The organism is Streptomyces sp. TRD_SC_5 (assembly GCF_056836825.1).
Genome location: NZ_JBWZZS010000001.1, coordinates 5,698,209 through 5,722,642, shown reverse-complemented (window position 1 = coordinate 5,722,642; position 24,434 = coordinate 5,698,209). Strand labels below are relative to the sequence as shown.

At 71.3% G+C, this 24,434-nt stretch carries 20 protein-coding genes; 4 read left to right on the top strand and 16 right to left on the bottom strand.

The features are described 5' to 3' along the window. The 7 genes from AC1P0E_RS26300 to AC1P0E_RS26270 form a co-directional block, all read right to left on the bottom strand. Nucleotides 1-966: an aldo/keto reductase gene (locus AC1P0E_RS26300; RefSeq protein ID WP_482744575.1), complete on the bottom strand. Its 966-nt coding sequence runs from the start codon at nucleotides 964-966 to the stop codon at nucleotides 1-3. 73 nt (nucleotides 967-1,039) lie between these two features. Continuing rightward, nucleotides 1,040-2,248: a beta-ketoacyl-[acyl-carrier-protein] synthase family protein gene (locus tag AC1P0E_RS26295; protein ID WP_482744574.1), complete on the bottom strand. Its 1,209-nt coding sequence runs from the start codon at nucleotides 2,246-2,248 to the stop codon at nucleotides 1,040-1,042. A 20-nt stretch (nucleotides 2,249-2,268) separates the two neighbouring features. Continuing rightward, nucleotides 2,269-2,508: an acyl carrier protein gene (locus AC1P0E_RS26290; protein ID WP_482744573.1), complete on the bottom strand. Its 240-nt coding sequence runs from the start codon at nucleotides 2,506-2,508 to the stop codon at nucleotides 2,269-2,271. 72 nt (nucleotides 2,509-2,580) lie between these two features. After that, nucleotides 2,581-3,627 carry a beta-ketoacyl-ACP synthase III gene (locus AC1P0E_RS26285; protein WP_482744572.1) on the bottom strand — a complete coding sequence of 349 codons (1,047 nt, stop codon included), beginning with the start codon at nucleotides 3,625-3,627 and terminating at the stop codon, nucleotides 2,581-2,583. Continuing rightward, complete coding sequence (locus AC1P0E_RS26280) at nucleotides 3,624-4,619, bottom strand: AfsA-related hotdog domain-containing protein (protein ID WP_482744571.1); 996 nt, start codon at nucleotides 4,617-4,619, stop codon at nucleotides 3,624-3,626. Before AC1P0E_RS26280 ends, AC1P0E_RS26285 begins: the two co-directional genes overlap by 4 nt. Before the next feature lie 329 nt (nucleotides 4,620-4,948). Beyond that, nucleotides 4,949-6,427 carry an MFS transporter gene (locus tag AC1P0E_RS26275; RefSeq protein ID WP_482745904.1) on the bottom strand — a complete coding sequence of 493 codons (1,479 nt, stop codon included), beginning with the start codon at nucleotides 6,425-6,427 and terminating at the stop codon, nucleotides 4,949-4,951. Nucleotides 6,428-6,579: 152 nt separating this feature from the next. Then, nucleotides 6,580-7,194: a GNAT family N-acetyltransferase gene (locus tag AC1P0E_RS26270; RefSeq protein ID WP_482744570.1), complete on the bottom strand. Its 615-nt coding sequence runs from the start codon at nucleotides 7,192-7,194 to the stop codon at nucleotides 6,580-6,582. Nucleotides 7,195-7,290: 96 nt separating this feature from the next. Here AC1P0E_RS26270 and AC1P0E_RS26265 point away from each other — a divergent pair, with 96 nt between their 5' ends. Further along, nucleotides 7,291-8,568: an LmeA family phospholipid-binding protein gene (locus AC1P0E_RS26265; RefSeq protein ID WP_482744569.1), complete on the top strand. Its 1,278-nt coding sequence runs from the start codon at nucleotides 7,291-7,293 to the stop codon at nucleotides 8,566-8,568. A 59-nt stretch (nucleotides 8,569-8,627) separates the two neighbouring features. Here the strand turns inward: AC1P0E_RS26265 and AC1P0E_RS26260 are convergent, their stop codons facing one another. The 3 genes from AC1P0E_RS26260 to AC1P0E_RS26250 all read right to left on the bottom strand — a co-directional run bounded on the left by AC1P0E_RS26260 (nucleotide 8,628) and on the right by AC1P0E_RS26250 (nucleotide 11,109). After that, nucleotides 8,628-9,470 (bottom strand): alpha/beta fold hydrolase, encoded by an 843-nt coding sequence (locus AC1P0E_RS26260; protein ID WP_482744568.1) that lies wholly within the window; start codon nucleotides 9,468-9,470, stop codon nucleotides 8,628-8,630. Nucleotides 9,471-9,556: 86 nt separating this feature from the next. Further along, nucleotides 9,557-10,003, bottom strand: coding sequence for a RidA family protein (locus AC1P0E_RS26255; protein WP_482744567.1), 447 nt, complete (start codon nucleotides 10,001-10,003; stop codon nucleotides 9,557-9,559). Beyond that, nucleotides 10,000-11,109: an acyl-CoA dehydrogenase family protein gene (locus AC1P0E_RS26250; protein WP_482744566.1), complete on the bottom strand. Its 1,110-nt coding sequence runs from the start codon at nucleotides 11,107-11,109 to the stop codon at nucleotides 10,000-10,002. The genes AC1P0E_RS26255 and AC1P0E_RS26250 overlap by 4 nt, the downstream gene beginning before the upstream one ends. 86 nt (nucleotides 11,110-11,195) lie before the next feature. Between AC1P0E_RS26250 and AC1P0E_RS26245 the strand changes: the two genes are divergently transcribed. Next, the gene (locus AC1P0E_RS26245; RefSeq protein WP_482745903.1) at nucleotides 11,196-12,812 is read left to right on the top strand and encodes an AMP-binding protein; all 1,617 of its coding nucleotides are present in this window, start codon (nucleotides 11,196-11,198) and stop codon (nucleotides 12,810-12,812) included. 18 nt (nucleotides 12,813-12,830) lie between these two features. Further along, the gene (locus AC1P0E_RS26240) at nucleotides 12,831-13,682 is read left to right on the top strand and encodes a PaaX family transcriptional regulator (RefSeq protein WP_482744565.1); all 852 of its coding nucleotides are present in this window, start codon (nucleotides 12,831-12,833) and stop codon (nucleotides 13,680-13,682) included. A gap of 133 nt (nucleotides 13,683-13,815) precedes the next feature. On the opposite strand, the gene AC1P0E_RS26235 is transcribed toward AC1P0E_RS26240, so the two are convergent. Together AC1P0E_RS26235 and AC1P0E_RS26230 are read right to left on the bottom strand one after the other, a co-directional pair. Beyond that, nucleotides 13,816-16,287, bottom strand: a complete 2,472-nt coding sequence (locus tag AC1P0E_RS26235; RefSeq protein ID WP_482744564.1) for a bifunctional salicylyl-CoA 5-hydroxylase/oxidoreductase — start codon at nucleotides 16,285-16,287, stop codon at nucleotides 13,816-13,818. 2 nt (nucleotides 16,288-16,289) lie between these two features. Then, nucleotides 16,290-17,117, bottom strand: a complete 828-nt coding sequence (locus AC1P0E_RS26230; protein WP_482744563.1) for an enoyl-CoA hydratase family protein — start codon at nucleotides 17,115-17,117, stop codon at nucleotides 16,290-16,292. A 184-nt stretch (nucleotides 17,118-17,301) separates the two neighbouring features. Here AC1P0E_RS26230 and AC1P0E_RS26225 point away from each other — a divergent pair, with 184 nt between their 5' ends. After that, nucleotides 17,302-17,787, top strand: a complete 486-nt coding sequence (locus AC1P0E_RS26225) for an ATP-binding protein (protein ID WP_482744562.1) — start codon at nucleotides 17,302-17,304, stop codon at nucleotides 17,785-17,787. Nucleotides 17,788-17,835: 48 nt separating this feature from the next. Here the strand turns inward: AC1P0E_RS26225 and argF are convergent, their stop codons facing one another. The 4 genes from argF to AC1P0E_RS26205 all read right to left on the bottom strand — a co-directional run bounded on the left by argF (nucleotide 17,836) and on the right by AC1P0E_RS26205 (nucleotide 24,266). After that, nucleotides 17,836-18,867 (bottom strand): ornithine carbamoyltransferase, encoded by a 1,032-nt coding sequence (argF, locus tag AC1P0E_RS26220; RefSeq protein ID WP_482744561.1) that lies wholly within the window; start codon nucleotides 18,865-18,867, stop codon nucleotides 17,836-17,838. 69 nt (nucleotides 18,868-18,936) lie between these two features. Continuing rightward, nucleotides 18,937-20,169, bottom strand: a complete 1,233-nt coding sequence (locus tag AC1P0E_RS26215) for an arginine deiminase (RefSeq protein ID WP_482744560.1) — start codon at nucleotides 20,167-20,169, stop codon at nucleotides 18,937-18,939. 87 nt (nucleotides 20,170-20,256) lie between these two features. Further along, nucleotides 20,257-22,791, bottom strand: coding sequence for a polynucleotide kinase-phosphatase (locus AC1P0E_RS26210; RefSeq protein ID WP_482744559.1), 2,535 nt, complete (start codon nucleotides 22,789-22,791; stop codon nucleotides 20,257-20,259). Beyond that, nucleotides 22,788-24,266: a 3' terminal RNA ribose 2'-O-methyltransferase Hen1 gene (locus tag AC1P0E_RS26205; protein WP_482744558.1), complete on the bottom strand. Its 1,479-nt coding sequence runs from the start codon at nucleotides 24,264-24,266 to the stop codon at nucleotides 22,788-22,790. The genes AC1P0E_RS26210 and AC1P0E_RS26205 overlap by 4 nt, the downstream gene beginning before the upstream one ends. Nucleotides 24,267-24,434: the final 168 nt, after the last annotated feature.

Here is a 24,434-nt window from a genome sequence, read left to right as displayed (position 1 = left end):
TCAGTACCTGCTTCCGACGGCGGTCGGCAGGGCGGCCAGGTGGGCCAGGTCCTCCTCGGTGAGGTGGACCTCCGCCGCGGCCAGGTTCTCCCGCAGGTAGCGGGAGTTCTTCGTGCCGGGGATCGGCACCACCAGCTCGCCCTGCGCGAGCGTCCAGGCGATGGCGACCTGGGCGGGCGTGACCGAACGGCGGTCGGCGACCTCCCGGATCACGTCGACGATGCGCTGGTTCGCCTCCATCGCGGCACGGTGGAAGCGCGGGTTGGCGGTGCGGAAGTCGGTCTCCTCGAACTGCCCGGCGTGCAGGGTCCCGGTCAGGAAGCCCCGGCCGAGCGGCGCGAACGGGACGAAGCTCGCCCCCACTTTTTCACACCAGCCGACCATCCCGCCCGACTCGCCCTCCAGCGCGTCGCGCGTCCACAGCGAGAGTTCGGACTGGACGGCGGTCACCGGGTGGATCCCGTGCGCCTCGCGGGCCTGGGCGAGCGTGGGCTCGGACAGGCCGAGCCAGCGCACCTTGCCCTCCTCGACGAGCTCCGCCATCGCGCCCCAGGTCTCCGCCAGCGGGACGGCGGGGTCGATGCGATGGACGTAGTAGAGGTCGATGACGTCGAGGTTCAGCCGTCGCAGACTCGCCTCGACCGCCGTACGCAGATAGGCCCGCGAGTTGTCGCGGTGGGCCGCCCGCTGTTGCAGGTCGTCCAGGACGATGCCGAACTTCGTCGCGACGACCGCCTCGTCCCGGCGGCCCGCGACGGCCCGGCCCAGCAGCGTCTCGTTGTGGCCCGCCCCGTAGAGATCTGCCGTGTCCAGCAGGTTCCCGCCGCGGTCCAGGGCCTCGTTGATGACCCGGATGGAGCGTTCGTCGTCCCGGGCGGACTCCTGGTAGAGCCAGCTCATGCCCATGCACCCGAGGCCGACGCTGCCGATCTTGATACCCGTGTTGCCCAGATTCCTCAGGCGCACGTTTCCTCCTTCTGTTCTCAAGCAGCCGTGAACTGCTCTCAAGTCGCGGACTGTTCCCGAACGGCCGCGGATCTCAAGCGGCCGCGAAGACGAGTGCGGCGTTGTGGCCGCCGAAGCCCAGTGACGTGCTCACCGCCACCTCCAGATGCGTCTTTGCCGCCGCCCCCGTCGCGATGTTGAGGTCGATCTCGGGGTCGAGTTGTGTGAGGTTGGCCGTCGGCGGGACCACGCCGTCGCGCAGCGCCAGCGCGGTGAAGGCGGCTTCGATGGCGCCCGCGGCGGCGAGCGCGTGCCCTGTGACGCCCTTGGTCGAGGTGACCAGCGGGCGCTCGCCCAGGACCCGGCGCAGCACTCGGCCCTCGGTGACGTCGTTGAGCGGGGTCGAGGTGCCGTGCGCGTTGACGTGGTCCACGTCGTCCGTCCCCGCACCCGCGTCGGCGAGGGCCGCGCGCAGGGCTCGCTCCATCCCGGCGCCGCTCGGGTCGGGCGCGGTGGCGTGGTACGCGTCCGTCGACGAGCCGAAGCCGATGACGTTGGCATAGACCGAGGCACCGCGCGCCCGCGCGTCCTCGGGCCGCTCCAGTACGAGAATCCCGGCGCCCTCTCCCGCGACGAAGCCGTCGCGTGCCGCGTCGAACGGCCGGGACGCGGCGCCCGGGTCCTCGCGCCGCCCCGAGAGGCCGCCCATCCGGGTCAGGCCGGTGATGGTCGCGGGCGTCAGGGCAGCCTCGGCGCCACCGGCGAGCACCACGTCGCAGGTGCCGGACCGCAGCAGGTCCCGTGCCAGGCCGATGGCGTTGGAGCCGGACGCGCAGGCCGTGGCCGTGACCATGCTCGGCCCGAACGCCTTGACGTCGATGGCCAGCTGGCCCGCAACCATGTTCGACATCCCCATGGGGATCATCAGCGGCGAGACACTCTTCGGCGCGTCCTCCAGGAACCTGCGGTACTGCTGCTCCCACGTCGCCGTGCCACCCAGTGAGTTGCCGACGATGACGCCCACCCGTGTGCCGTCCCAGTTCTCCGGGTCGAGGCCGGCGTCGGACACCGCCTGGCGGGCGGCGACGATCGCCAGCTGCGTGAAGCGGTCGAGCCGCCAGGCGTTGCCCGGCCCGAGCAGCGCCCCGGCGTCGAAGCCGGGCACTCGGCAGGAGAAGTCGACGGGCAGTCCGGCGAGTTGCGGATCGGGGGTGGCGGTCGACCGGCCGGAGCACACCCGCTCCCAGCTCGTCCTCGCATCGAGGCCGGCGGCGGTCACGAGTCCGATCCCCGTGATCGCCACGGCTCCCTTCGACGGGAGGGTCACGCGCGTACGCCCTGGGTCTCGATGAGCTCGACGGTGTCCCCTATGGTCGTCTCGCCCTGGAGGACATCGTCGTTGAGGTCGGTCCCCAGCTCTCTGTTGATGAGCATGGTCAGCTCGATCAGCGCGAGCGAGTCGAGGGCGAGGTCCTTGTAGGCGATCCCCGGCTCGATCTTCGCAGCGGGCACGCCCAGCTGGGAGACGAGCAGACCGGTCAGCTTTTCCTGTACAGCGCTCATGATGGGGCCTTCTTCCTTGCTTGGCTTGTGTGGGTCGCTTCGCGCAGGCGGGTCGCTCCGCGCACCGCGGGGCTACTTCGCGCAGGCGGGTTCAGCCGGCGCCGCAGGGCCGGGCAGTGGTTCGACGGACATCTCGGGCAGCTCCAGGGCCGCGGCCCCCCAGGTGAGGCCTCCGCCGAAGCCGCACAGCAGCACCCGGTGGCCCGGTGCGACCGTGCCCGCGTGCACGGCGTCGGCCAGCGCCAGCGGTATGGAGGCGGCAACGGTGTTGCCGACCCGGTCGAGGTTGACCACCACCTTCTCCTCTGGGAACCCGAGTTCATTGCCGACGGCGGTCAGGATGCGGATGTTGGCCTGGTGGGCGACGAGCCGGTCGATGGACTCGAGGGGCCAGCCGAGTTGCTTCGCCAGCCGCCGGGACGACTCGCTCATCCGCGTCACAGCGTTGCGGAACACCGAACGGCCCTGCATCGTGAAAAACTCGTCGCCCGGCACGGCAAGCCCCTTCGAGCGGTGCTCGGACCCGCCGCCCGGCACGGTGATCAGATCGGCCTGGGAGCCGTCACTGGCCAGGTCGAACCCGAGCAGCGCACCGCCCTCCCCCATGCGTCCGGCGCGCAGCACCATTGCCCCCGCGCCGTCCCCGAAGATCGCCCTGGTCGTACGGTCCTCGGGGTCGAGGAGGGTGGAGAAGGTGTCGGCGCCGATCACCAGGGCGCTGTCCGCGATCCCCGCCCGGATCATGCTCGACGCGGCCGCCAGCGCGTACACGAACCCCGTGCACACGGCGCCGACATCGAATGCGGGTATCTCCCCGAGCCCGAGCCTGCTGGCCACTTCGGGCGCCGTGGCCGGGCACGGATGGTCCGGAGTGCTCGTGGCGAGGACAAGCAGGTCCACCGAGTCCGTACCCGCAGAGGCGAGCGCCCTCGCCCCCGCCTCGACTGCGATGTCCGAGGTGGACAGCCCCGGCGGCACCACGAAGCGCTGCCGGATCCCGGTGCGGCTCGTGATCCACTCATCGGTGGTGTCGAGCTGCCGGGCGAGGTCGTCGTTGGTGATCCGCGTCGGCGGCAGCCAGCCGCCGAGCCCCGCGAGAACCGCCGCACGTCCACTCACCGTGAGCTCCGGTGCGACGCGGGAACGGCCGTGGTCTCCACGGTGCCGGACGCGATCTCCTCGCCGCTCTGCAGGAAACCGATCCGGAAGCTCTGCAATCCGTCTCGGTCGCGCTCGGGGACCGCGCTGACCGTGGTCGGCGCGTCGAGTTCGGCGAACTTGGCGAAAGCGAGGTCGAACCCGACCAGCGTGGTCCCGTCGGCGGGCCGGCCGAGGAGCCGTGCACCGGCGAGCAGTGCGGCCTGCCGCGCGGCCTCGGTGAGCACCATGCCCGGCAGATGGTCCTGCGCATGGTCGAACATGCTCGGGTTGTCGTTGGGAATCCGTACGCCGGCGGACATTCCGTCACCGGCGGGCACGGGGTCGATGAGCAGGGCGTTGACCGGGTCGGCGCGCCCGAGGTCATGAGGGGCGACCGTCGCCGGGACGGTCGCGATGTCGTCGGACGAGACGGGCGGGCTGCCGCGCCGCTTCGACCGGACGAAGGAGTACGTTTCCGACGACAGGTAGCCGACCGCCATGCGCACCTGACCGACCTCTTCACCGGCGAGCAGGAAGCGAATCTCGTACGTGACGGAGCGGGCAGGCGCGGTCGCGTCGGCGGGCCGGTCATTGGCGACCTGCATCGTCAGCTCCGCCGGGTCGCCGCAGTGGACGGCGAACAGGCCGGGCAGCCGCATGGACCACGACTGCAGGACGAACTTCGTGTCGCTGTCGACGCCGAGGTGAGTGTGCGCCCCGTAGGTCTCGGCCTGCCGGGCGCACTCCAGGAGCAGTACCGGGTCGACGACCGTGTGGCCGACGTGATCGGTGAAGTAAGCGTGCGATGAGGGGAGTTGAGCCCCCGCGAGAAAGTGCTGCCCGTCCACGGCCGAGGTGTCCGTGAGGAACACTTCCGACAGGGCCCGCCGATGAAGCAGACGCCGGTCGACCGACCGAACGAACCCGAGCTCCCGTACACCGGGCGCAAAGGTACTTGTGAACACCGTCATCGGCAGGTAACCCCCCTGTCAAGAGCACGGCGGTTCCCCGCCGGCACTCTCGGAATCTCTTGATCGTGAACCGCCGGACCCCCGTCTGCCGGCGACAGGAAGGACACTAGCCAGGGGCTCTTTCGTCTCACTGTCGGAGCGTGTAAGGGGCTGACATCCCGCCACCAGGGCCCCTGGACCGGGGCTTTCGCCCGGCCCCCGGGCGCGCACCGGTGACAGAGCCACTGGCGCGGAGCCAACGCCCCCACAGAGGCTGGTCTCTTGCGCGACATCCGAACGACGGAGTCAGGAGTGGGCAGTCGCCCTCCGGGCAAGCGGTTCTGCCGCGCTCAGGGGCCCGGTGCGCCTCCGCCCTGGAGGCGTTCCAGGTCGGACGGGCGAACCTGGATGGCGAACAGGGCGATGATCGCGGCCACCACGGTGAACACCGCGGCGACGACGAAGGCCGAGGAGACTCCCGAGGTGAGGACCTCGTCGCCCCAGGGAGGCGGCAGTTGGCCGGTCCGCTCGAAGATCAGCCGTTCTTGCGGGGTGGCCCGTGCCGTGAAGCCCGGGATCTGGTCCTCGGCCTCGTGGCGGCTGGCCGTACCGAACACCGTGACCAGGATGGACAGTCCCAGCGAACCGCCCACCTGCTGCGTGACGTTGAGCAGACCCGAGGCCGCCCCGGACTCGTGCCCAGGCACGCCGGAGACCGCCATCAGCGTCAGTGCGACGAAGTTCATGCCCATGCCGAGGCTGAAGACCAGCATCGGTCCCAGGATGCTGCCCAGATACGTCGAGTCGATGTCCGTCAGGGTCAGCCAGGACAGCCCGGCCGCCGCAAGGATCGAGCCCGTCACCATGAAGGGTTTCGGGCCGTACCTGGGCAGGAGCTGCGAGGCCAGGGCGGCGCCCACCGCGATGACGGCGCTGACCGGCAGGAAGGCGAGACCGGCCCGTAGCGGGCTGAAGTCCAGCACGTTCTGGACGAACAGGGTGAGGAAGAAGAACATGCTGAACATCGCGGCGGCGAGGCTGAGCATGATGCCGTACGTGCCCGCCCGGTTGCGGTCGGCGAACATGTGCAGCGGGGTGATGGGTTGCCTCGATCGCCGCTCCACGAAGACGAACGCCCCGAGCAGCACCAGCGCGGCGGCGAACGACGCCACCGTGAGGCCGTCGCTCCAACCGTCCTGTGCCGCGCGGATGAAGCCGTAGACCAGACACACCATTCCGAAGGTGGAGGTCAGTGCCCCGGTGACGTCGAAGCGGCCGGGACGGCGCTCGGACTCCTTGATGACGCGGGACGCGGCGATGGCGATGAGCAGCCCGATCGGCACATTGACGAACAGCACCCAGCGCCAGTCGAGCCATTCGACGAGCACGCCGCCCGCCAGCAGGCCGATGGCGCTGCCGCCCGCCGAGACCGCCGCGAAGACCCCGAAGGCCCGGTTGCGGGCCGGGCCTTCGGTGAAGGTGGTGGTGATCAGCGCGAGCGCGGTCGGCGAGGCGATGGCGCCGCCGACGCCCTGGAGGGCCCGGGCGGCGAGGAGTTGGCCGGAGTTCTGCGCGAGGCCGCCGAGGAGGGAAGCCAGCACGAAGAGCAGGACGCCGAAGATGAAGACCCGCCGGCGGCCGAGAATGTCGCCGGCGCGGCCGCCCAGGAGCAGCAGGCCGCCGAAGGTGAGCGTGTAGGCGTTGACCACCCAGGACAGGTTGGTGGTGGAGAAGTCCAGCGCCCTCTGAATCTGTGGGAGAGCGATGTTCACGATGGTGATGTCGAGGACCACCATCAGCTGGCACGAGGCGATGACGAAAAGCGCCATGCCGTTGCCGCCGCCCCTGCCCCCGGCGGTGGTCTGCGCGCTGGAGCTCGGTTGTGGAGTCGTCATGGCGCATCGCGCCCTCACGAGAGGCTCAGCGGACGGTTTCGTCCACTAGTCGACGGTAGACCGGAGGCATGAGCGCCACCAGTCGATCAAGACCCCTCCACGACCGCCCGCTCGAGCCGTGAGCGCAGGGCGTCGCGGGCCGCGGGCCACTCGTCGGCGAGCATCGAGTAGACGACGGTGTCGCGCACGGTCCCGTCCGGCCTGGTCCGATGGCTGCGCAGTACACCCTCATGACGCGCGCCGAGGCGCTCGATGGCGCGCTGCGAGCGCTCGTTGCGGTGGTCGGTGTGCCAGGCCACGCGTCGCGCGCCGAGGTCGTCGAAGGCCCGGCCGAGGAGCAGCAGCTTGGCCTCGGTGTTGATGCCGGTGCGCTGGAAGCGGCTGCCGAGCCAGGTCGAGCCGATGGCGATGCCCCGGTCGGCGGGCTCTATCTCGTAGTACGACGTGGAGCCCGCGACCTCCCCGGTGGCGACGTCGATCTGCGCGAGCGCGACGCTGTCGCCCTCCTCCTGCTTGGCCAGCAGCCCCTCGACGATCTTCCGCATCCCGGCAGCGTCGGCGGGCTGCTTCTTGGACAGCCAGGTCCAGACGGAGGGGTCCTTCAGCGCGTCGAAGAGTCCCTCGGCGTGCTCGGTGGACAGCGGTTCCAGGCGCACGAAGCGGCCGGTCAGGGAGGGACGTTCGAACCACGCACTGCTCATCGGGAGTCCTCATTCCCGGTCATATACATGACCAAATCCGTAGGTAGCACCCATCGCGCTTGCGTTCGAGGGCGGTTCACATGGTGGGATGAGCCGATGCGACCCCCCACACGCATAGCCTCACATCCGCCCAATCCCTACGACGAACTGGCCCTGCTGGCAGAGCCGGAGCCGGACTGTGCCGACCACCCGGAGAGAGCCGACGAGGACGACCCGCTCGGGCTCGGGCTCGCTCCCGACGGCGAGCGTGTCGGCAAGCGGGTCGGCGACCGTGACCGAGACGGTGACGATGTCGACGACGAGTGGAAGCCGCCCAACCACCGCGGCAAGAGCCGACTGGCCGCTGTTCCCGTCGTACTGAAACTGGCCGTCACCGGCCTCGTCTGCGCCTCCCTCCTGCTGGCCTGCGACCGCCTCGCCGTGCTGTACGCGCAGGACAAGGCCGAGGAGAAGCTCCAGCAGTCCCTCGGGCTCGCGGCCGCGCCCGAGGTCGAGATCCGCGGCTTCCCCTTCCTCACCCAGGTCTTCGACCAGCGGCTCGACGAGGTCGAGGTCACCGTTCCCGACGTGGCCGCCGACCGGGTCTCCCTGGCCGAAGTGCGGGCCACCGCGAAGGACATCCGCGTCGTCGGCAGCCTGCCGTCGTCGATCCGGGGCGCCGTCATCGGCAGCGTGGACGGCGACGTACTGCTGTCCTTCGACGATCTGGGCCGGGAACTGGGCGCCTCTCAGGCCACCTTCACCAAGGACGGCGACAACCGGGTGCGGGTGGCGGGCTCCCTGCCCGTCGCCGGTCACGAAGTGCGCGTACGGGCCGAGGCGCACGTACGCCGCGACAGTGACCGGGCGGTGTCCACCACCGTCGACCACATGCGGCTCGACATCCCCGGCCTCGTCACCTACCGGCCGGGCAAGGACCGCGCGCACTCGGGGCTGAGGCTGCACCCCGAGGCCGCCGCCCGGATCAGCCGCGAGGCCAAGCACATCAAGGCGCTGCTGGCCGTCCCGGCGGTGGCGGACCGGCTCGGCGTACGCAAGGAATGGGTGCAGCGGGCGCTGCGCGGCGAGAAGGAGCTGAACGAACTCACCGGCTCGCCCCGATTCGTACAACAGCTGATGAAGCTCAACCTCGTCGACGTGGTCATGGACCACCCGTGGCTGCTGGAGAAGGTCGGCATCGATCCCGATCTGGTCGGCGCGCTGCTCGGCCTGCGGCCGCCGGAGCTCTCCGAGCAGCTCTCTCTGTCCTTCCGGCTGCCCAGCACGCCGGGCGAGCTCCGGCTGCGCGGCATCAAGGTGGAGCGCGAGGGGATCAGGGCCGATCTGGCCGGTACGGGGCTGACCTTCGGGAAGCTCGCGAGCGGCAAGAAGTAGCAGCCGACGGGATCCCGTGCCCTCCGCCGGACCGGTCAAGGCCGGCGGAGGGGCAGGGCTCAGCGCGTTTCGGCGATGAAGTCCCGCAGCGTCGCGGAGAGTTTGCCGGGCTGGTCCTCGGCGATCAGCGTGCAGCTGTCCTCGATCTCGACGAACCGGCTCCGCGGCAGTACGTCGGCCAGCCTGCGCCCGTGGGCGCGCGGCATCATCCGGTCCTCCGTGGCCCACACCACGAGCGCCGGCTTGTCGAACTTGCGCAGGCCGTCCACCGCTTCGAGCAGCTCCGTTCTGCGTACGCCCTGGTTGTAGCGGCGGAAGTCGGCGCGGATCGCGGGGTCGGTCAGCAGCGGCCGCAGCCAGCCGTCGAGGATCTCGTCGGGTACGGGCCGTTTGGTGAGCGCACCGAGGCCGATGGGAAGACGGCGCAGCGGGCGCAGGGCGAGCGTACGGGCGAGGAGGGTGATGCCTCCGGGCACCTTGCACGCCAGCGCGATCAACTTGCCGGGCACGCCCGGAGGGTAGTTGTCGAAGGCTTCGCAGGACGTGAGGACGAGCCTGGCGAGCCGCTCCGGGTGCCTGGCGGCGACGGTCTGCGCCCGCCCGCAGTCGTTCTCGACGAGGGTCACCTCCGTCAGGTCGAGACGGTCGAGGAACTCCGCGACGAGTTCGTTGACGGAGTCCGGGGTGAGCGGCACGTCCGGGCGCATCGGAGTGCGGTCGGCGCCGTACGGCAGAGTCGGGGCGATGACCCGGTGGTCCGCGCGCAGGTCGGCGACGACCTTGCGCCACACCGTCGCGTCATGGACCAGACCGTGGAGGAGTACGACGACGGGGCTGCCGGGGACCGGTCCGCCGGTGTCCTCGTAGGCGATGGTCCCGGCGGTGAGTGCAACCTCGGGCATGGTCGTTCCTCCCTCTCGACTGGGAGCGAGGCTATAGCCGCCCGCCCGGTCGCGAACGGCCAATGGCGGACGACGCCCGGACCTGATCAGGGCAGTACGGCGACCCCGTCCAGCTCGACCAGGGCCTGCTCGTCCCAGAGGCGGACCGCGCCGATCACCGCCATGGCGGGGTAGTCGCGGCCCGCCAGCCGGCTCCAGATGCGGCCCAGTTCGGGTGCGTGGGCACGGTAGTCGGCGACATCGGTGGCGTAGACGGTGACGCGGGCCAGGTCGGCGGGGGCGCCGCCGGCGGCGTGCAGTGCCGTGAGGAGGTTGCTGAGCGCCTTCTCGAACTGGGCGGGGAGCGTGTCGCCGACAACCTTGCCGTCCGTGTCGAGCGCGGTCTGCCCCGCCAGGAAGACCAGCTGGGACCCGGTGGCGGTGACGGCGTGCGAGAAGCCGCTGGGCGGGGAGAGCTCGGCCGGGTTGACGCGGTGCAGTTGGTGCGGACGGTGCGCAGGGTCCGGGTGCGGGTGCGGGTTGTGCGGGCTCATCGGTACAGCTCCTTCGCGATGATCGTGCGCTGGACCTCGGTCGCGCCTTCGTAAATACGGGGCGCACGCACCTCGCGGTAGAGGTGTTCGAGGAGGTGGCCGCGCTGGAGGGCGCGGGCTCCGTGCAGCTGGACCGCCGCGTCGACGACGTACTGGGCGGTCTCGGTGGCGAAGAGTTTGGCCATCGCGGCGCGCCGGGGGACGCCGGGGGCGCCCGCGTCGTAGGCGGACGCGGCGGCGTACACGAGCAGGCGCGCGGCCTCCGTGCGGGTCGCCATCTCGGCGACCTGGTGGGCGACCGACTGGAGGTCCTTGAGCGGCCCGCCGAAGGCGGTGCGGCTCGCGGTGTGCGCGAGAGCCGCGTCGAGGGCTGCCTGGGCCATGCCGACGGCGAAGGCGCCGACGCTGGGGCGGAAGAGGTTGAGGGTGTCCATCGCGACGCGGAAGCCCCGGTCCACCTCGCCGATCACATCGGCCCGGGTGACGGGTACGCCGTCGAAGGCGAGTGCGCCGATGGCGTGCGGCGCGAGCATGTCGAGCGCCGTGCCGGTCAGGCCGGGGCGGCCGGCCGGGACCAGGAACGCGGTGATACCGCGGGCTCCGGCGCCCTCGGTGGTCAGGGCGAACACGGTGTAGAAGTCGGCCTCCGGCGCGTTGGAGATCCAGCACTTCTCACCCGACAGGCGCCATCCGTCACCCTCCGGTACGGTCTTGAGCGAGAGCGTCGCGGCGTCGGACCCCGCGCCGGGCTCACTGAGCGCGAAGGCGGCGATCGCGCGCCCCGCGGTCACTTCGGGCAGCCACCGCGCCCGCTGTTCGTCCGTACCGGCCCTGGCCACCGGGCTCGCTCCGAGCCCTTGCAGGGCGAGGGCCGTCTCGGCCTCGGTGCAGGCGCGGGCGAGGGATTCGCGCATCAGGCAGAGGTCGAGCGCTCCCGAGTCGAACAGCCGCGCGAGCAGGCCGTGTTCGCCGAGTGCGGCGACCAACGGGCGGTTCACCCGGCCCGGTTCCCCCTTCTCGGCGAGAGGGCGCAGATGGTCCGCAGCCAGGGCGCGAAGCCGCTCGCACCACTCCTGCTGTTGAGGTTCCAGCGCGAATCCCGGCATGTGCTCGCACCTCGCTCTTATCGCGAACCGTTGACTGTCGTCACCCAAACGATACGCTCATGGGGCGACAAGGGGGCGATCCCGTCATGGAGCTGAAGACCTCAGCGCACATCGATACCTTTCCCCGCGACCAGCTTCCGCCCGCACATCAGTGGCCGCAGCTGCTCTTCGACCGTCCGGAGCTGTGCTATCCCGACCGGCTCAACTGCGGGTCGGAGCTCTTGGACCGTACGGTCGAACGCTTCGGCCCGGACCGGCCCGTCTTCCGTACCGCCACGGGCGAGGTCTGGACGTACGGCGAACTGCTCGGCCGCGTCGACCGCATCGCGCACGTCCTCACCACCGACCTGGGCATAGTGCCCGGCAACCGCGTCCTGCTGCGCGGGCCCACCACACCATGGCTGGCGGCCTGCTGGCTCGCGGTGATGAAGGCGGGCGCGGTGGCGGTGACGGTGCTGGCGCAGCAGCGGGCGTCCGAGCTGGCGACCATGTGCGAGATCGCGCGGGTGGGCCACGCCCTGTGCGACGTACGGGCCGTCGACGAATTGGTGAAGGCCGAGGTGCCCGGGCTGCGCGTCACGGCGTACGGCGGCGAGGCACCCGACGACCTGCTGCGGGCGGCGGCGGACAAGCCCTCCCGGTACGCCGCCGTGGAGACGTCGGCCGACGATGTCGCGCTGATCGCCTTCACGTCGGGGACGACGGGGCGCCCCAAGGGCTGCATGCACTTCCACCGCGATGTGCTGGCCATCGCCGACACCTTCTCGCGCCATGTGCTCAAACCGGAGCCCGACGACGTCTTCGCGGGCAGCCCGCCGCTCGGTTTCACCTTCGGGCTGGGCGGTCTGGTGATCTTCCCGATGCGGGCGGGCGCGTCGGCGCTGCTGCTCGAACAGGCCGGTCCCAAGCAGCTGCTGCCCGCGCTCGCCGAGCACCGGGTGTCGGTGCTCTTCACCGCGCCGACGGCGTACCGGGCGATGCTGGACGACCTGGGCGCGTACGACCTGAGCGCCCTGCGCCGCTGCGTCTCGGCCGGTGAGAACCTGCCCGCCGCGACCTGGCGGGCCTGGCACGAGCGCACCGGGCTGCGCGTCATCAACGGCATCGGCGCGACCGAACTGCTGCACATCTTCATCTCGGCGGCGGACGACGCGGTCCGGCCGGGCACGACGGGCGTGCCGGTACCGGGCTGGCAGGCGCGGGTGGTGGACGGTGCGGGCCTGCCCGTGCCCGACGGCGAGCCCGGCCTGCTGGCGGTGCGCGGGCCGGTGGGCTGCCGCTACCTCGCGGACGAGCGCCAGACGGAGTACGCGCGGGGCGGCTGGAACGTCACCGGGGACACGTACGTCCGCGATGCCGACGGCTACTTCCGCTACGTGGCCCGCGCCGACGACATGATCATTTCCGCCGGGTACAACATCGCGGGTCCGGAGGTGGAGGACGCCCTGCTGCGCCATCCGGACGTGGTGGAGGCGGCGGTCGTGGGCAGGGCCGACGAGCTGCGCGGCCAGGTGGTCGTGGCGTACGCCGTGCTGCGCGACGGGGTGGCGCGCGGGGAGGCGACGACGGCCCTGCTGCGCGACTTCGTCAAGGCCGAGCTGGCGCCGTACAAGTGCCCGCGCGACATCGTGTTCCTGGACGCCCTCCCGCGCACGCCGACCGGGAAGCTCCAGCGCTTCCGGCTGCGGGCGGCCGCAGAGTGACGGCCGTAGAGTGATCACGTGGCCGAGCAGCACACCCCCCGTTCCTTGATCGTCTCCCTCTACGGCGCGTACGGACGCACTCCCGGCGGAGGCGGGGAGCCCATGCCCATGCCCGTGCCGGTGGCCGAGCTCATCCGGCTGCTGGCCGCCGTCGGGGTCGACGCGCCGTCGGTGCGCTCGTCGGTCTCCCGGCTCAAGCGCCGCGGCCTGCTCGTCGCCGCCCGTACGCCGGACGGCGCCGCCGGGTACGCGCTGTCCGACGACGCCCACCAGCTCCTCGACGACGGCGACCGGCGCATCTACGAGCACCCCTCGCCGCAGCTGTCCGACGGCTGGGTGCTCGCGGTCTTCTCGGTGCCCGAGGCCGAGCGCGCCAAGCGGCACGTGCTGCGCTCGCGCCTCGCCCGCCTCGGGTTCGGATCGGCGGCGCCGGGCGTGTGGATCGCGCCTGCGCGGCTGTACGAGGAGACCCGCCACACGCTGGAGCGCCTGCAGCTCGCTCCGTACGTCGATCTGTTCCGCGGGGAGCACCTCGGCTTCGCGGCGACGGAGGAGGCGGTGGCGCGCTGGTGGGACCTGGCGGCGATCGCCAAGCAGCACGAGCAGTTCCTGGACCTGCACGAGCCGGTGCTGCGGGCGCGGGTGGCGCGGGGCGAGGGGGCCCCGGACCCGGAGGACGCCTACCGGGACTACCTCCTGGCCCTCGACTCCTGGCGCCGTCTTCCGTACGCCGATCCCGGCCTGCCGGCCGAGCTGCTGCCGTCGGACTGGCCGGGGGCGCGCTCGGCGGCGGTGTTCGCGGGGCTGCACGCGCGGTTGCGGGACGCGGGGGCGGAGTTCGTACGCGGCGGCAGTGGTGGCCGAACGTGAAGTCCCCGAACCGGGGCGCCGCCCCGGACCCCGCTCCTCAAACGCCGGAGGGGCTGGAGGGGTGCGGCAGCATGTCCGGCCCGTCCGGGGGCCTGGCGGCTTGCCCCCTCACGCGGCGGAGCCGCGACATGCCTCACATCAGTGTCAGCCGCGGCTTCGGTTCGTCCGTCCGCCCCGTCGGCGGTATGCGGCTCCCCGCCCGGTAGGGCATGGGCCACCGCGCACCCGGACCCGCGTACCCCTGCTCCGCCGCCGCGTGCAGCGTCCAGTGCGGGTCGTACAGATGCGGCCGGGCCAGCGCGCACAGGTCCGCCCGCCCCGCGAGCAGCAGCGAATTCACGTCGTCCCAGGACGAGATGGCGCCCACCGCGACGACCGGCACCCCCAGCGCGTTGCGGATGCGGTCCGCGTACGGCGCCTGGTACGACCGCCCGTACTCGGGCGCCTCGTCCGCGACGACCTGCCCGGTCGACACGTCGATCGCGTCGGCCCCGTGCGCGGCGAACGCGCGGGCGGTCTCCACCGCGTCCTCCACCGTCGTACCGCCCTCCGCCCAGTCCGTGGCTGAGATCCGGACCGTCATCGGCCTGTCGTCCGGCCATGCATCGCGCACCGCGTCGAAGACCTCCAGGGGGAACCGCAGGCGGCCGGCGAGGGAACCGCCGTACGCGTCCGTCCGTCGATTGGTGAGAGGGGAGAGGAAGCCGGACAGCAAGTACCCGTGCGCGCAGTGCAGTTCCAGCAGGTCGAAGCCGGACTCGGCCGCCCGCCGCGCCGCCGAGACGAACTGCTCGCGCACGCCGGCGAGCCCGTCCGCGTCCAGCTCGCGCGGGACCTGGTTGACGCCCGCCCGGTACGGCAGGGGGGACGCGGCCGCGACGGGCCAGTTGCCGTCGTCCAGCGGCTGGTCGATGCCCTCCCACATCAGCCGCGTCGAGCCCTTGCGCCCCGAGTGGCCGAGCTGGACGCCGACAGCCGTGCCGGGCGACTGTGCGTGCACGAAGTCGGTGATCCGGCGCCAGGCGGCGCCCTGTTCGGGGGTGTAGAGGCCGGCGCATCCCGGGGTGATGCGGCCCTGGGGGCTGACGCACACCATCTCGGTCATGACCAGGCCCGCTCCCCCGAGGGCCCGGGCTCCGAGGTGGACCAGGTGGAAGTCACCGGGGACGCCGTCGGCTGCCGAGTACATGTCCATCGGGGATACGACGACCCGGTTGCGGAGGGTCAGGCCGCGCAGCCGGAAGGGCGTGAACATCGGCGGTGTACCGGGCGGGCAGCCGAAGTCCTCCTCGACGGCGCCGGTGAAGCCGGGATCGCGCAGCCGCAGGTTGTCGTGGGTGACGCGGCGGCTGCGGGTGAGCAGGTTGAAGGCGAACTGCCGTGGCGGCTGGTCGAGATACGTACCGAGCTCCTCGAACCAGCGCAGGCTCGCGGCGGCCGCGCGCTGCGTGGAGGCGACGACCGGGCGTCGCTCGTTCTCGTACGCCGCCAGGGCGGCCGGCAGGTCGGGCTGCTCCTCGACGCAGGCGGCCAGCGCCAGCGCGTCCTCGACGGCGAGCTTGGTTCCCGAGCCGATGGAGAAGTGGGCGGTGTGGGCGGCGTCGCCGAGCAGGACCGTATTGCCGTAGCTCCAGCGCTCGTTGACGACGGTACGGAAGGCGAGCCAGGAGGAGGGGGGCCTGGGGGGCATCCCCCCGGAAGAAACAGCGTTGCCGCGCAGGGAACGGCCCCCGAGCGCGTCGGCGAAGACCTTGGCGCAGAGCTCGGTGGATTCGGCCTCGTCGCAGCGGTCGAGACCGGCGGCCCGCCAGACCTCCTCACGCATCTCGACGATGACGGTGGAGGCGTTCTTCGCGTAGGGGTAGCCGTGCAGCTGCATGACGCCGTGCTCTGTTTCGGCGATCTCGAAGCGGAAGGCGTCGAAGGCGAAGTCGGCGGCGAGCCAGATGTAGCGGCAACGGTGGGTGGTGACGCGGGGTCCGAAGACATCGGCGTACGCGGAACGGGTGAGGCTGTGCACGCCGTCCGCGGCGATGACCAGGTCGTACGCCGCGGAGAGCTCGGCGGCGGGCGGCGCCTCCTCGCGGACGCGCAGGCCGACACCGAGCGAGCGGCACCGCTCGTGCAGGATCTCCAGGAGCCGGCGGCGGCCGAGGGCGGCGAAGCCGTGGCCACCGGAGGTCAGGGTCCGGCCGCGGTGGACGATGTCGATGTCGTCCCACCGTACGAACTCCTCCTGGAGGGCGCGGTAGACGACGGGGTCGGCGTGCTGGATACCGCCGAGCGTCTCGTCGGAGAGGACGACACCGAAGCCGAAGGTGTCGTCGGGGGCGCCGCGTTCCCAGACAGTGATCTCGCGCGCGGGGTCGAGCCGCTTGAGGAGCGCGGCGGCGTACAGCCCACCGGGCCCGCCACCAATCACCGCGACCCGCAACGCCCGCCGGACTCGCCGCGGCTCGCGAACACCGTGGGCGTCACGGAACTCCCGACCCTCACGGTCCTCGCCCGGTGCGTGGCCGGGGAGGACGTCCGGCCTCGTGGTCCCGGCGCCGGGCTCGTCGTGGGCCGGCCGGCCGGCGGCGCTCTCGTCGCCTCGGGGGCGCATCGCTAGCGCCCCCGCCACTTCGGGGGGCGTTTCTCGGTGAAGGCCGCGTGGAATTCGGCGTAGTCGTCGCCGTTCATCAGCAGCGCCTGGGTGGCGGCGTCCAGTTCGACGGCGGCGGCGAGCGGCATGTCGAGCTCGGCGGTGAGCAGCGCTTTGGTCTGCGCGTACGCCAGGGCCGGGCCGTCGGCGAGGCGGCGGGCCAGCTCGGCGGCGCGGGCGTCGGCCTGCCCCTCGTCGGTCATCTCGCTGATCAGGCCGATCCGCTCCGCCTCGGGGGCGCGCACCGGATCGCCGAGCATCAGCAGCCTCGTCGCGTGCCCGAGCCCGACGACGCGCGGCAGCAGGTACGCCGCTCCCATGTCGCCGCCCGAGAGGCCGACCTTGGTGAAGAGGAAGGCGAAACGGGCGGAGGGATCGGCGATCCGGAAGTCCGCGGCGAGGGCGAGGACGGCCCCCGCGCCCGCCGCCACCCCGTGGAGCGCCGCGATCACCGGGAAGGGGCATTCGCGCAGCGCCCGTACGACCTGCCCCGTCATCCGGTTGAAGTCGAGGAGCTGGGCGGTGTCCATGGCGAGCGTGGCGCCGATGATCTCGTCGACGTCGCCGCCCGAGCAGAAGCCCCGCCCCTCGCCACCGAGGACCAGCGCGCGCACGGAGCGCTCGCGGGCCAGCTCGGCGAGGAGGTCACGCAGATCGGCGTACGCGCCGAAGGTGAGCGCGTTGAGTTTCTCCGGCCGGGCGAGGGTGACGGTGGCGACGCCGTCCTCGACTGTCAGCCGCAGGTGGTGCCAGTGCTGCGTGCGCGGTGCCGAGCTGGGAAATGGGCTCATGGGGGGCGGTGCCTCCTTCAGCCGTGCGGCTGGTGCCTGCCCTCCGAAGGTATCACTCGTACGTGACTGTCGTCATGACAGCGCGATACCGGCCGAAGGTCCCGTCAGGTCGTGGCGTACGTCCCGCGCCGCACCGCCGGGCGGCACTACGCGCGATGTCGTTGAAGCTCGTATTGTCGAAACAATGACCGCTTGCTCCCGAAAGGGGCATTACGCCGTGCCGGAAGCGGAAACCGCAGGTCCTGGCCCCTGGCGCATCGCCCTGCCGCACACCACCGCGGCAGTGCCGATCGCGCGCGCCCTGATCCGTGCGGCACTCGAGCACACCCCGGCCGCCGGGGCCCGCGCGGACACCGACACTGCCGAGCTGCTCACCGCCGAGCTCGTCGCGAACGCCGTGGAGCACACGAGCGGCGGGCACGGGCACCCCATAGAGCTGGTGGTCGAGCTACGGCCGACCGGTTGCCAGGTCGAGGTGCACGACCGCGACCCGGACCCGCCCGACGAGCTCGACCCGGCGGCGGATCCTCGGCCGCCCGACCCCTGGCAGGAACACGGCCGCGGGCTGCTGCTCGTCCGTACGCTCAGCTCGAACTGCGGGCACCGCCGAACCGCGCGCGGCAAGGCGCTCTGGTTCACGCTGCCCGCTCCGCCCGCCGCTCCGTGCTGACGGGCCCGACTCGGCGGCCTGCCCGAATGTCGGCCGCCCCGATCGGCCCTACACGGCGCCCGCCGAGGTACCCGCCGACGCCCCTGCCATGGTCGCCACCAGTACGGCCTTGATCGTGTGCATGCGGTTCTCGGCCTCGTCGAAGACGATCGAGTGCGACGATTCGAAGACCTCGTCGGTGACTTCCAGCTCGGTGAGGCCGTACTGCTCGTGGATCTCGCGGCCGACCAGGGTGCCGAGGTCGTGGAAGGCCGGCAGGCAGTGCAGGAACTTCACGTCCGGGTTCGCGGTGGCGCGCAGTACGTCCATGGTCACGGCGTACGGGCCGAGAGCCTCGATGCGCTCCGCCCAGACCTCCTTGGGCTCCCCCATGGACACCCAGACGTCGGTGGCGACGAAGTCCGCCCCCAGAACGCCCTCGGCGACGTCCTCGGTGAGCGTGACGCGCGCGCCGCTCACCTCGGCGGCCCTGCGGGCCTGCGCGACGACCTCCTCGGCCGGCCAGTAGGCCCTGGGCGCGACGATGCGCACGTCCATGCCGAGCAGGGCGCCGGTGACCAGGTAGGAGTTGCCCATGTTGAAGCGGGCGTCGCCCAGGTAGGCGAAAGCGATCCGCTCCAGCGGCTTGGCGCAGTGCTCGGTCATGGTGAGAACGTCGGCGAGCATTTGGGTGGGGTGCCAGTCGTCGGTGAGCCCGTTGAAGACGGGGACGCCGGCATGCTCCGCGAGCTCTTCGACGGCGGCCTGGCTGTCACCCCGGTATTCGATGCCGTCGAACATCCGGCCCAGTACGCGCGCCGTGTCCTTCACCGACTCCTTGTGCCCCATCTGGGAGCCGGAGGGGTCGAGGTACGTCGTCGACGCGCCCTGATCGGCGGCGGCGACCTCGAACGAGCAGCGCGTGCGGGTCGAGGTCTTCTCGAAGATCAGCGCGATGTTCTTGCCGCGCAGCCGCCGCACCTCGGTGCCGGCCTTCTTGGCCGCCTTGAGCTCGGCGGCGAGGTCGATCAGGCCGCGGAACTCCTCGGCGGTGAAGTCCAGCTCCTTGAGGAGGTGGCGGCCTGCGAGGTCTGTCGCCATGGTGGCTGCTCCTGGGTCGGTCGCGAATACGGGGGCGGGCGGTGGAAGTATATGCGTATGAACGCATCACTATACAGCGTCGCGTTCGACCGGGCAGCTCATGCACCGGGGCCCTCCCCGCCCCCTGCCCAGTTCGTTGCCCTTGATCTCGATGACCTCGATGCCCTCCTTGCGCAGGTGGGTGTTGGTGGTGACGTTGCGCTCGTACGCCACGACGACTCCGGGCTCGACCGCCAGCACATTGCAGCCGTCGTCCCACTGCTCGCGCTGAGCCGCGTGCACGTCCTGGACGGCGGTCAGCACGCGGATGCCGTCCAGGCCCAGCGCGGCGGCGATGGCCCGGTGCATGTGCTCCGGCGGGTGGTCGGTGACCTTCAACACGCGCTCGCCGTCGCCCGGTTCGATGGTGTATGAGCGGAGCATGCCCAGCCCGGCGTACTGGGTGAAGGTGTCGCCGTCGACCATGGTCATCACCGTGTCGAGGTGCATGAACGCCCGGTGTTTCGGCATGTCCAGCGCCACGATGGTGGTGGCCGAGCCCGTCTCGAAGAGCCCCCGTGCGAGCATTTCCACGGCCTGCGGAGTGGTGCGCTCGCTCATGCCGATCAGAACGGCGCCGTTCCCGATGACGAGGACGTCACCGCCCTCGATGGTGGAGGGGTAGTCGTGCTGGCCCTCCGACCAGTGGTGGAACGCACCCGCCTGCGGACTCCTGAAGAGCGGATGGTGCTTGTAGATCGCCTCGAAGTGGACGGTCTCGCGCTTCCGGGCGGGCCAGCGCATCGCGTTGATGGACACGCCGTCGTAGATCCAGGCGGAGGTGTCCCGGGTGAACAGATGGTTCGGCAGCGGCCCGAGCAGGAAGTCGTCCAGGTCCATGACGTGGAAGCGGACCGAGGTCGGCTCGGGGTGGCGTTCCAGGAACTCGCGCTTCGTCATGCCCCCGACGAGCGCCTCGACCAGATCGGCCACGGGCAGATCGTCGAAGGCCTCGCGCAGGTGGCCGGTGGCGAGCGGCCCGTACTCCTTCTCGTCGAAGACCCGGTCCAGGACGAGGCTCCTGGCCGCCGGGATCTCCAGCGACTCGCGCAACAGATCGCCGAAGAGGTGCACCTCGACGCCCCGGTCACGCAGGACGTCGGCGAATCCGTCGTGCTCCTGGCGCGCGCGCCGCACCCACAGCACGTCGTCGAAGAGCAGCGCGTCCTTGTTGCCGGGTGTCAGGCGCTTCAGCTCCAGATCCGGTCGGTGGAGTATGACGCGGCGCAGCCGCCCGGTCTCGGAATCGACATGGAATCCCATGCCCCCATCCTGGCCGAGCCCGACCGCACGCGCGTCCGTACGGCAAGGCCGGACGGGCTTGATCTTCAAGCCCGTCCGGCGGTCGGATCACAGCCGTGGGTCGACCGGCTCCGACTCCAGCGCCAGGACCGCGAACACGGCCTCGTGGATCCGCCACAGCGGCTCCCCCTCGGCCAGCCGGTCCAGTGCCTCCAGCCCCAGCGCGTACTCGCGCAGGGCGAGCGAGCGCTTGTGGCCCAGGAAGCGGTTGCGCAGCTTTTCGAGCTGCTCCGGGCGCGTGTACTCCGGGCCGTAGATGATCCGCAGGTACTCGCGGCCGCGCACCTTGATGCCCGGCTGTACGAGCCGGTTCTTGCCGTCCCGTACGAGCGCCTCGACCGGCTTGACGACCATGCCCTCACCGCCCCGGCTGGTCATCTCCAGCCACCAGTCGATGCCGGACCGGACGGACTCGGGGTCGCCGGTGTCGACGATCAGCCTGCGGGTGGTCTGCAGGAGCGCGGTCGGGTCGTGCTCGACCAGCCGGTCCAGCCAGGCCAGCTGCTCGTCGTGCGGTACGCCCGCGAGCGAACGCCCCTGGACGGCGAGCAGCTGGAACGGCGCGAGCCGGACCCCCTCCAGTCCCTCGGTCGGCCAGCAGTAGCGCCGGTACGCGTCGGTGAACGCGGCCGCGTCGGCGGCCCGTTCACGCTGCGTCGCCAGCAGCCCGTTGACATCGACCCCGCGGGCAGCCGCCCCTTCGAGGGCCGCGACCGCGCCGGGGAAGACGGCACGCGCTGCCGCGCCGACGGCGGCGTACTGATGACGCAGCAGTCCCGATGCCTTGAGCGACCAGGGCATCAGCTCGGCGTCGAGCAGCAGCCAGTCCGTGTGGAGCTCGTCCCAGAGACCGGCCTCGGTGACGGCGGTGCGCAGCCGGCTGATGATGAGTTCGGTGACGGTCTCTTCATCGAAGAAGGGACGGCCGGTGCGGGTGTGGATGACGCCGGTCGGGCCGTCCACGCCGAAGCGCTCGCGCGCCACGTCCGCGTCCCGGCAGACCAGCGCGACCGCCCGCGAGCCCATGTGCTTCTCCTCGCACACGACTCTCGCCACACCGTCGGCCTTGTACGTCGCGAAGGCCTCGGCCGGGTGCTCCAGGTAGCCCTCGACGTGTGAGGTGGCGGTCGGGGACATCGTCGGCGGCAGGTAGGCGAGCAGGCGCGGGTCGACGGCGAAGCGGCTCATCACTTCGAGCGCCGCCGCCGCGTTCTCCTCGCGTACGGCTACCCGGCCCATCTGCCGGGTCTCGACGACCCGGCGGCCGTGCACGTCGGCCAGGTCCAGCGGACGGCCGTCATGCCCGCCCGGCGCCTCGGTGGTGAGCGGCTTGGCCGGCTCGTACCAGACCTTCTCGGCCGGTACGTCGACGAGTTCGCGCTCCGGCCAGCGCAGCGCGGTCATCTTTCCGCCGAAGACCGCGCCGGTGTCCAGGCAGATGGTGTTGTTGATCCAGGAGGTGTTCGGCACGGGGGTGTGGCCGTAGACCACGGCGGCGCGGCCCCGGTAGTCCTCGGCCCACGGGTAGCGCACGGGCAGGCCGAACTCGTCGGTCTCGCCGGTCGTGTCGCCGTACAGCGCGTGCGAGCGGACCCGGCCCGAGGTGCGGCCGTGGTACTTCTCGGGCAGACCGGCGTGGCAGACAACGAGGTTGCCGCCGTCGAGGACGTAGTGGCTGACGAGTCCGTCGATGAACTCCCGCACCTGCTCCTTGAAGGTGTCGTCCTCCTTCTCCAGCTGCTCGATGGTCTCGGCCAGTCCGTGCGTGTGCTGGACGTTCCTCCCCTTGAGGTAACGGCCGAGCTTGTTCTCGTGGTTACCGGGAACGCACAGCGCGTCGCCGGAGGCGACCATGCCCATCACCCGGCGCAACACGCCGGGACTGTCGGGGCCCCGGTCCACAAGGTCACCGACGAAGACGGCCGTACGCCCCTCGGGGTGCGACCCGTCGACGTAACCGAGCTTGCCGAGCAGGGTCTCCAGCTCGGAACGGCAGCCGTGGATGTCGCCGATGATGTCGAAGGGGCCGGTGAGGTGGGTGAGGTCGTTGTAGCGCCGCTCCAGCACCACTTCGGCCGCGTCGACCTCCTCGACGCTGCGCAGGACGTGGACCTTGCGGAAGCCCTCGCGCTCCAGGCTCCGCAGCGAGCGGCGCAGTTCGCGCCGGTGCCGCTGGATGACGTGGCGCGGCATGCCGGCCCGGTCGGGGCGTACGGCATTGCGCTCGGCGCACACCTCTTCCGGCAGGTCGAGGACGATCGCGATCGGCAGTACGTCGTACTTCCTGGCCAGCTGGACGAGCTGCTTGCGGCTCTCCGGCTGCACATTGGTCGCGTCGACGACGGTGAGCCGGCCGGCCTCCAGTCGCTTGCCCGCGATGTAGTGCAGGACGTCGAAGGCGTCACGGCTCGCGCTCTGGTCGTTCTCGTCGTCGGCGACGAGTCCGCGGCAGAAGTCCGAGGAGACGACTTCGGTGGGCTTGAAGTGCCGGTGGGCGAAAGTGGACTTGCCCGATCCGGTGGCACCGACCAGGACCACGAGGGACAGGTCGGTGACGGGAAGCGTGCGGGTGGTGGTGCTCATGCGGCCTTCGCCTCCTTGTCGTTCTTCGTGTCCTGCGCGGTCAGGGTGAACACGGCCATCTGCGTGGGCGGGCCCACCTCGGGGTCCTCGGGTCCGACGGGCACGAACTCGACGCCGTACCGGTGCCGTTCCGCGACGCGCTCCGCCCACTCCCGGAACTCCGCACGCGTCCACTCGAAGCGGTGGTCGCCGTGCCGTGCGTGCCCTGCGGGCAGCGATTCCCAGCGCACGTTGTACTCGACGTTCGGGGTCGTCACGAGGACGGTCCGCGGCCGCGCCGAGCCGAACACGGCGTACTCCAGAGCCGGCAGCCGCGGCAGGTCCAGGTGCTCGATGACCTCGCTGAGCACGGCGGCGTCGTACCCGGTGAGCCGCTTGTCGGTGTACGTGAGCGAGCCCTGCATCAGTTTCACGCGCTCGGCCTGCCGCTCGCCCATCCTGTCCAGCTTGAGCCGCCGCGAGGCGATGGTGAGCGCGCGCATGGACACGTCCACGCCCACGATCTCGGTGAACTTCACGTCCTTGAGCAGCGCCTGCACCAACTGGCCCTGTCCGCAGCCCAGGTCGAGCACCCGGTTCGCTCCGGCCGCGCCGAGCGCCTGAAGGATCGCGTCCCGCCGCCGCACGGCGAGCGGCACGGGCCGCTCGTCGGTATCCGTCGTCTCGTCGACGGCGTTGTCGATCTCCTCGACCTCCAGGTCGTCGGCCTCGGCGAGACGCACCAGTTCCAGTCGCTCCATGGCCTGCCGGGTGAGGCTCCAGCGCCGCGACAGGTAACGGCTGGTGATCAGCTTCTGCTCGGGGTGCTCGGCCAGCCAGCCCTCGCCCGCCCTCAGCAGCTTGTCCACCTCGTCGGGCGCGACCCAGTAGTGTTTCGAGTCGTCCAGCACGGGCAGCAGGACGTACAGCTGGCGCAGCGCGTCGGCGAGCCGAAGCTCACCCTCCAGGACGAGCTGTACGTACCGCGAGTCGCCCCACTGCGGGAACTGCTCGTCCAGCGGCACCGGCTCCGCCCGCACAGTCGTCCAGCCCAGCGGCGCGAACAGCTTCGTCACCAGCTCGGCGCCGCCCCGAGCGGGCAGCGCGGGCACCTCGATGCGCAGCGGCAGAGGAGCCTCGGCGCGCTCGGGGCGCGCGTTGCAGACGCCTTGCAGGGCGGTCTTGAAGACCGTGCTCAGGGCGACGGCCAGCAGCGACGACGCGGCGTACGGCCGGTCGTTGACGTACTGCGCGAGCGCGGAGTCGGGCGAGCCGCCGCGCCCCTTGCCCTTGCCGCGCCGCACGAGCGCCACCGGATCCACCTCCAGCAGGAGCGCGGCCGTGCACCGCTCGACGGACGCCTCGGGGTAGAGGACGTGCGCCGTTCCGTGGGAAGTGGAGAACGTCTGCGCCTTGTCGGGGTGCTTGTGCAGCAGAAAGCCGAGGTCGGTCGCTGGACGCTCCTGATTGCCGGTAGTACTGATCGTCAGGAACAACTGCTGCGCCTTTCTGACCTGCGTTTATGTGAGTCGAATTGGCTGTGACCTGCTAGGACGGGTTGCAGAGGCGATCGGAGGCAATCAGAGGTAATCACTCTGATTCGACCCCGATCCGACCCCGGTCGAGCCGCGATGGGGACGCCTGCCTCCTCTAGGCACCAGGCG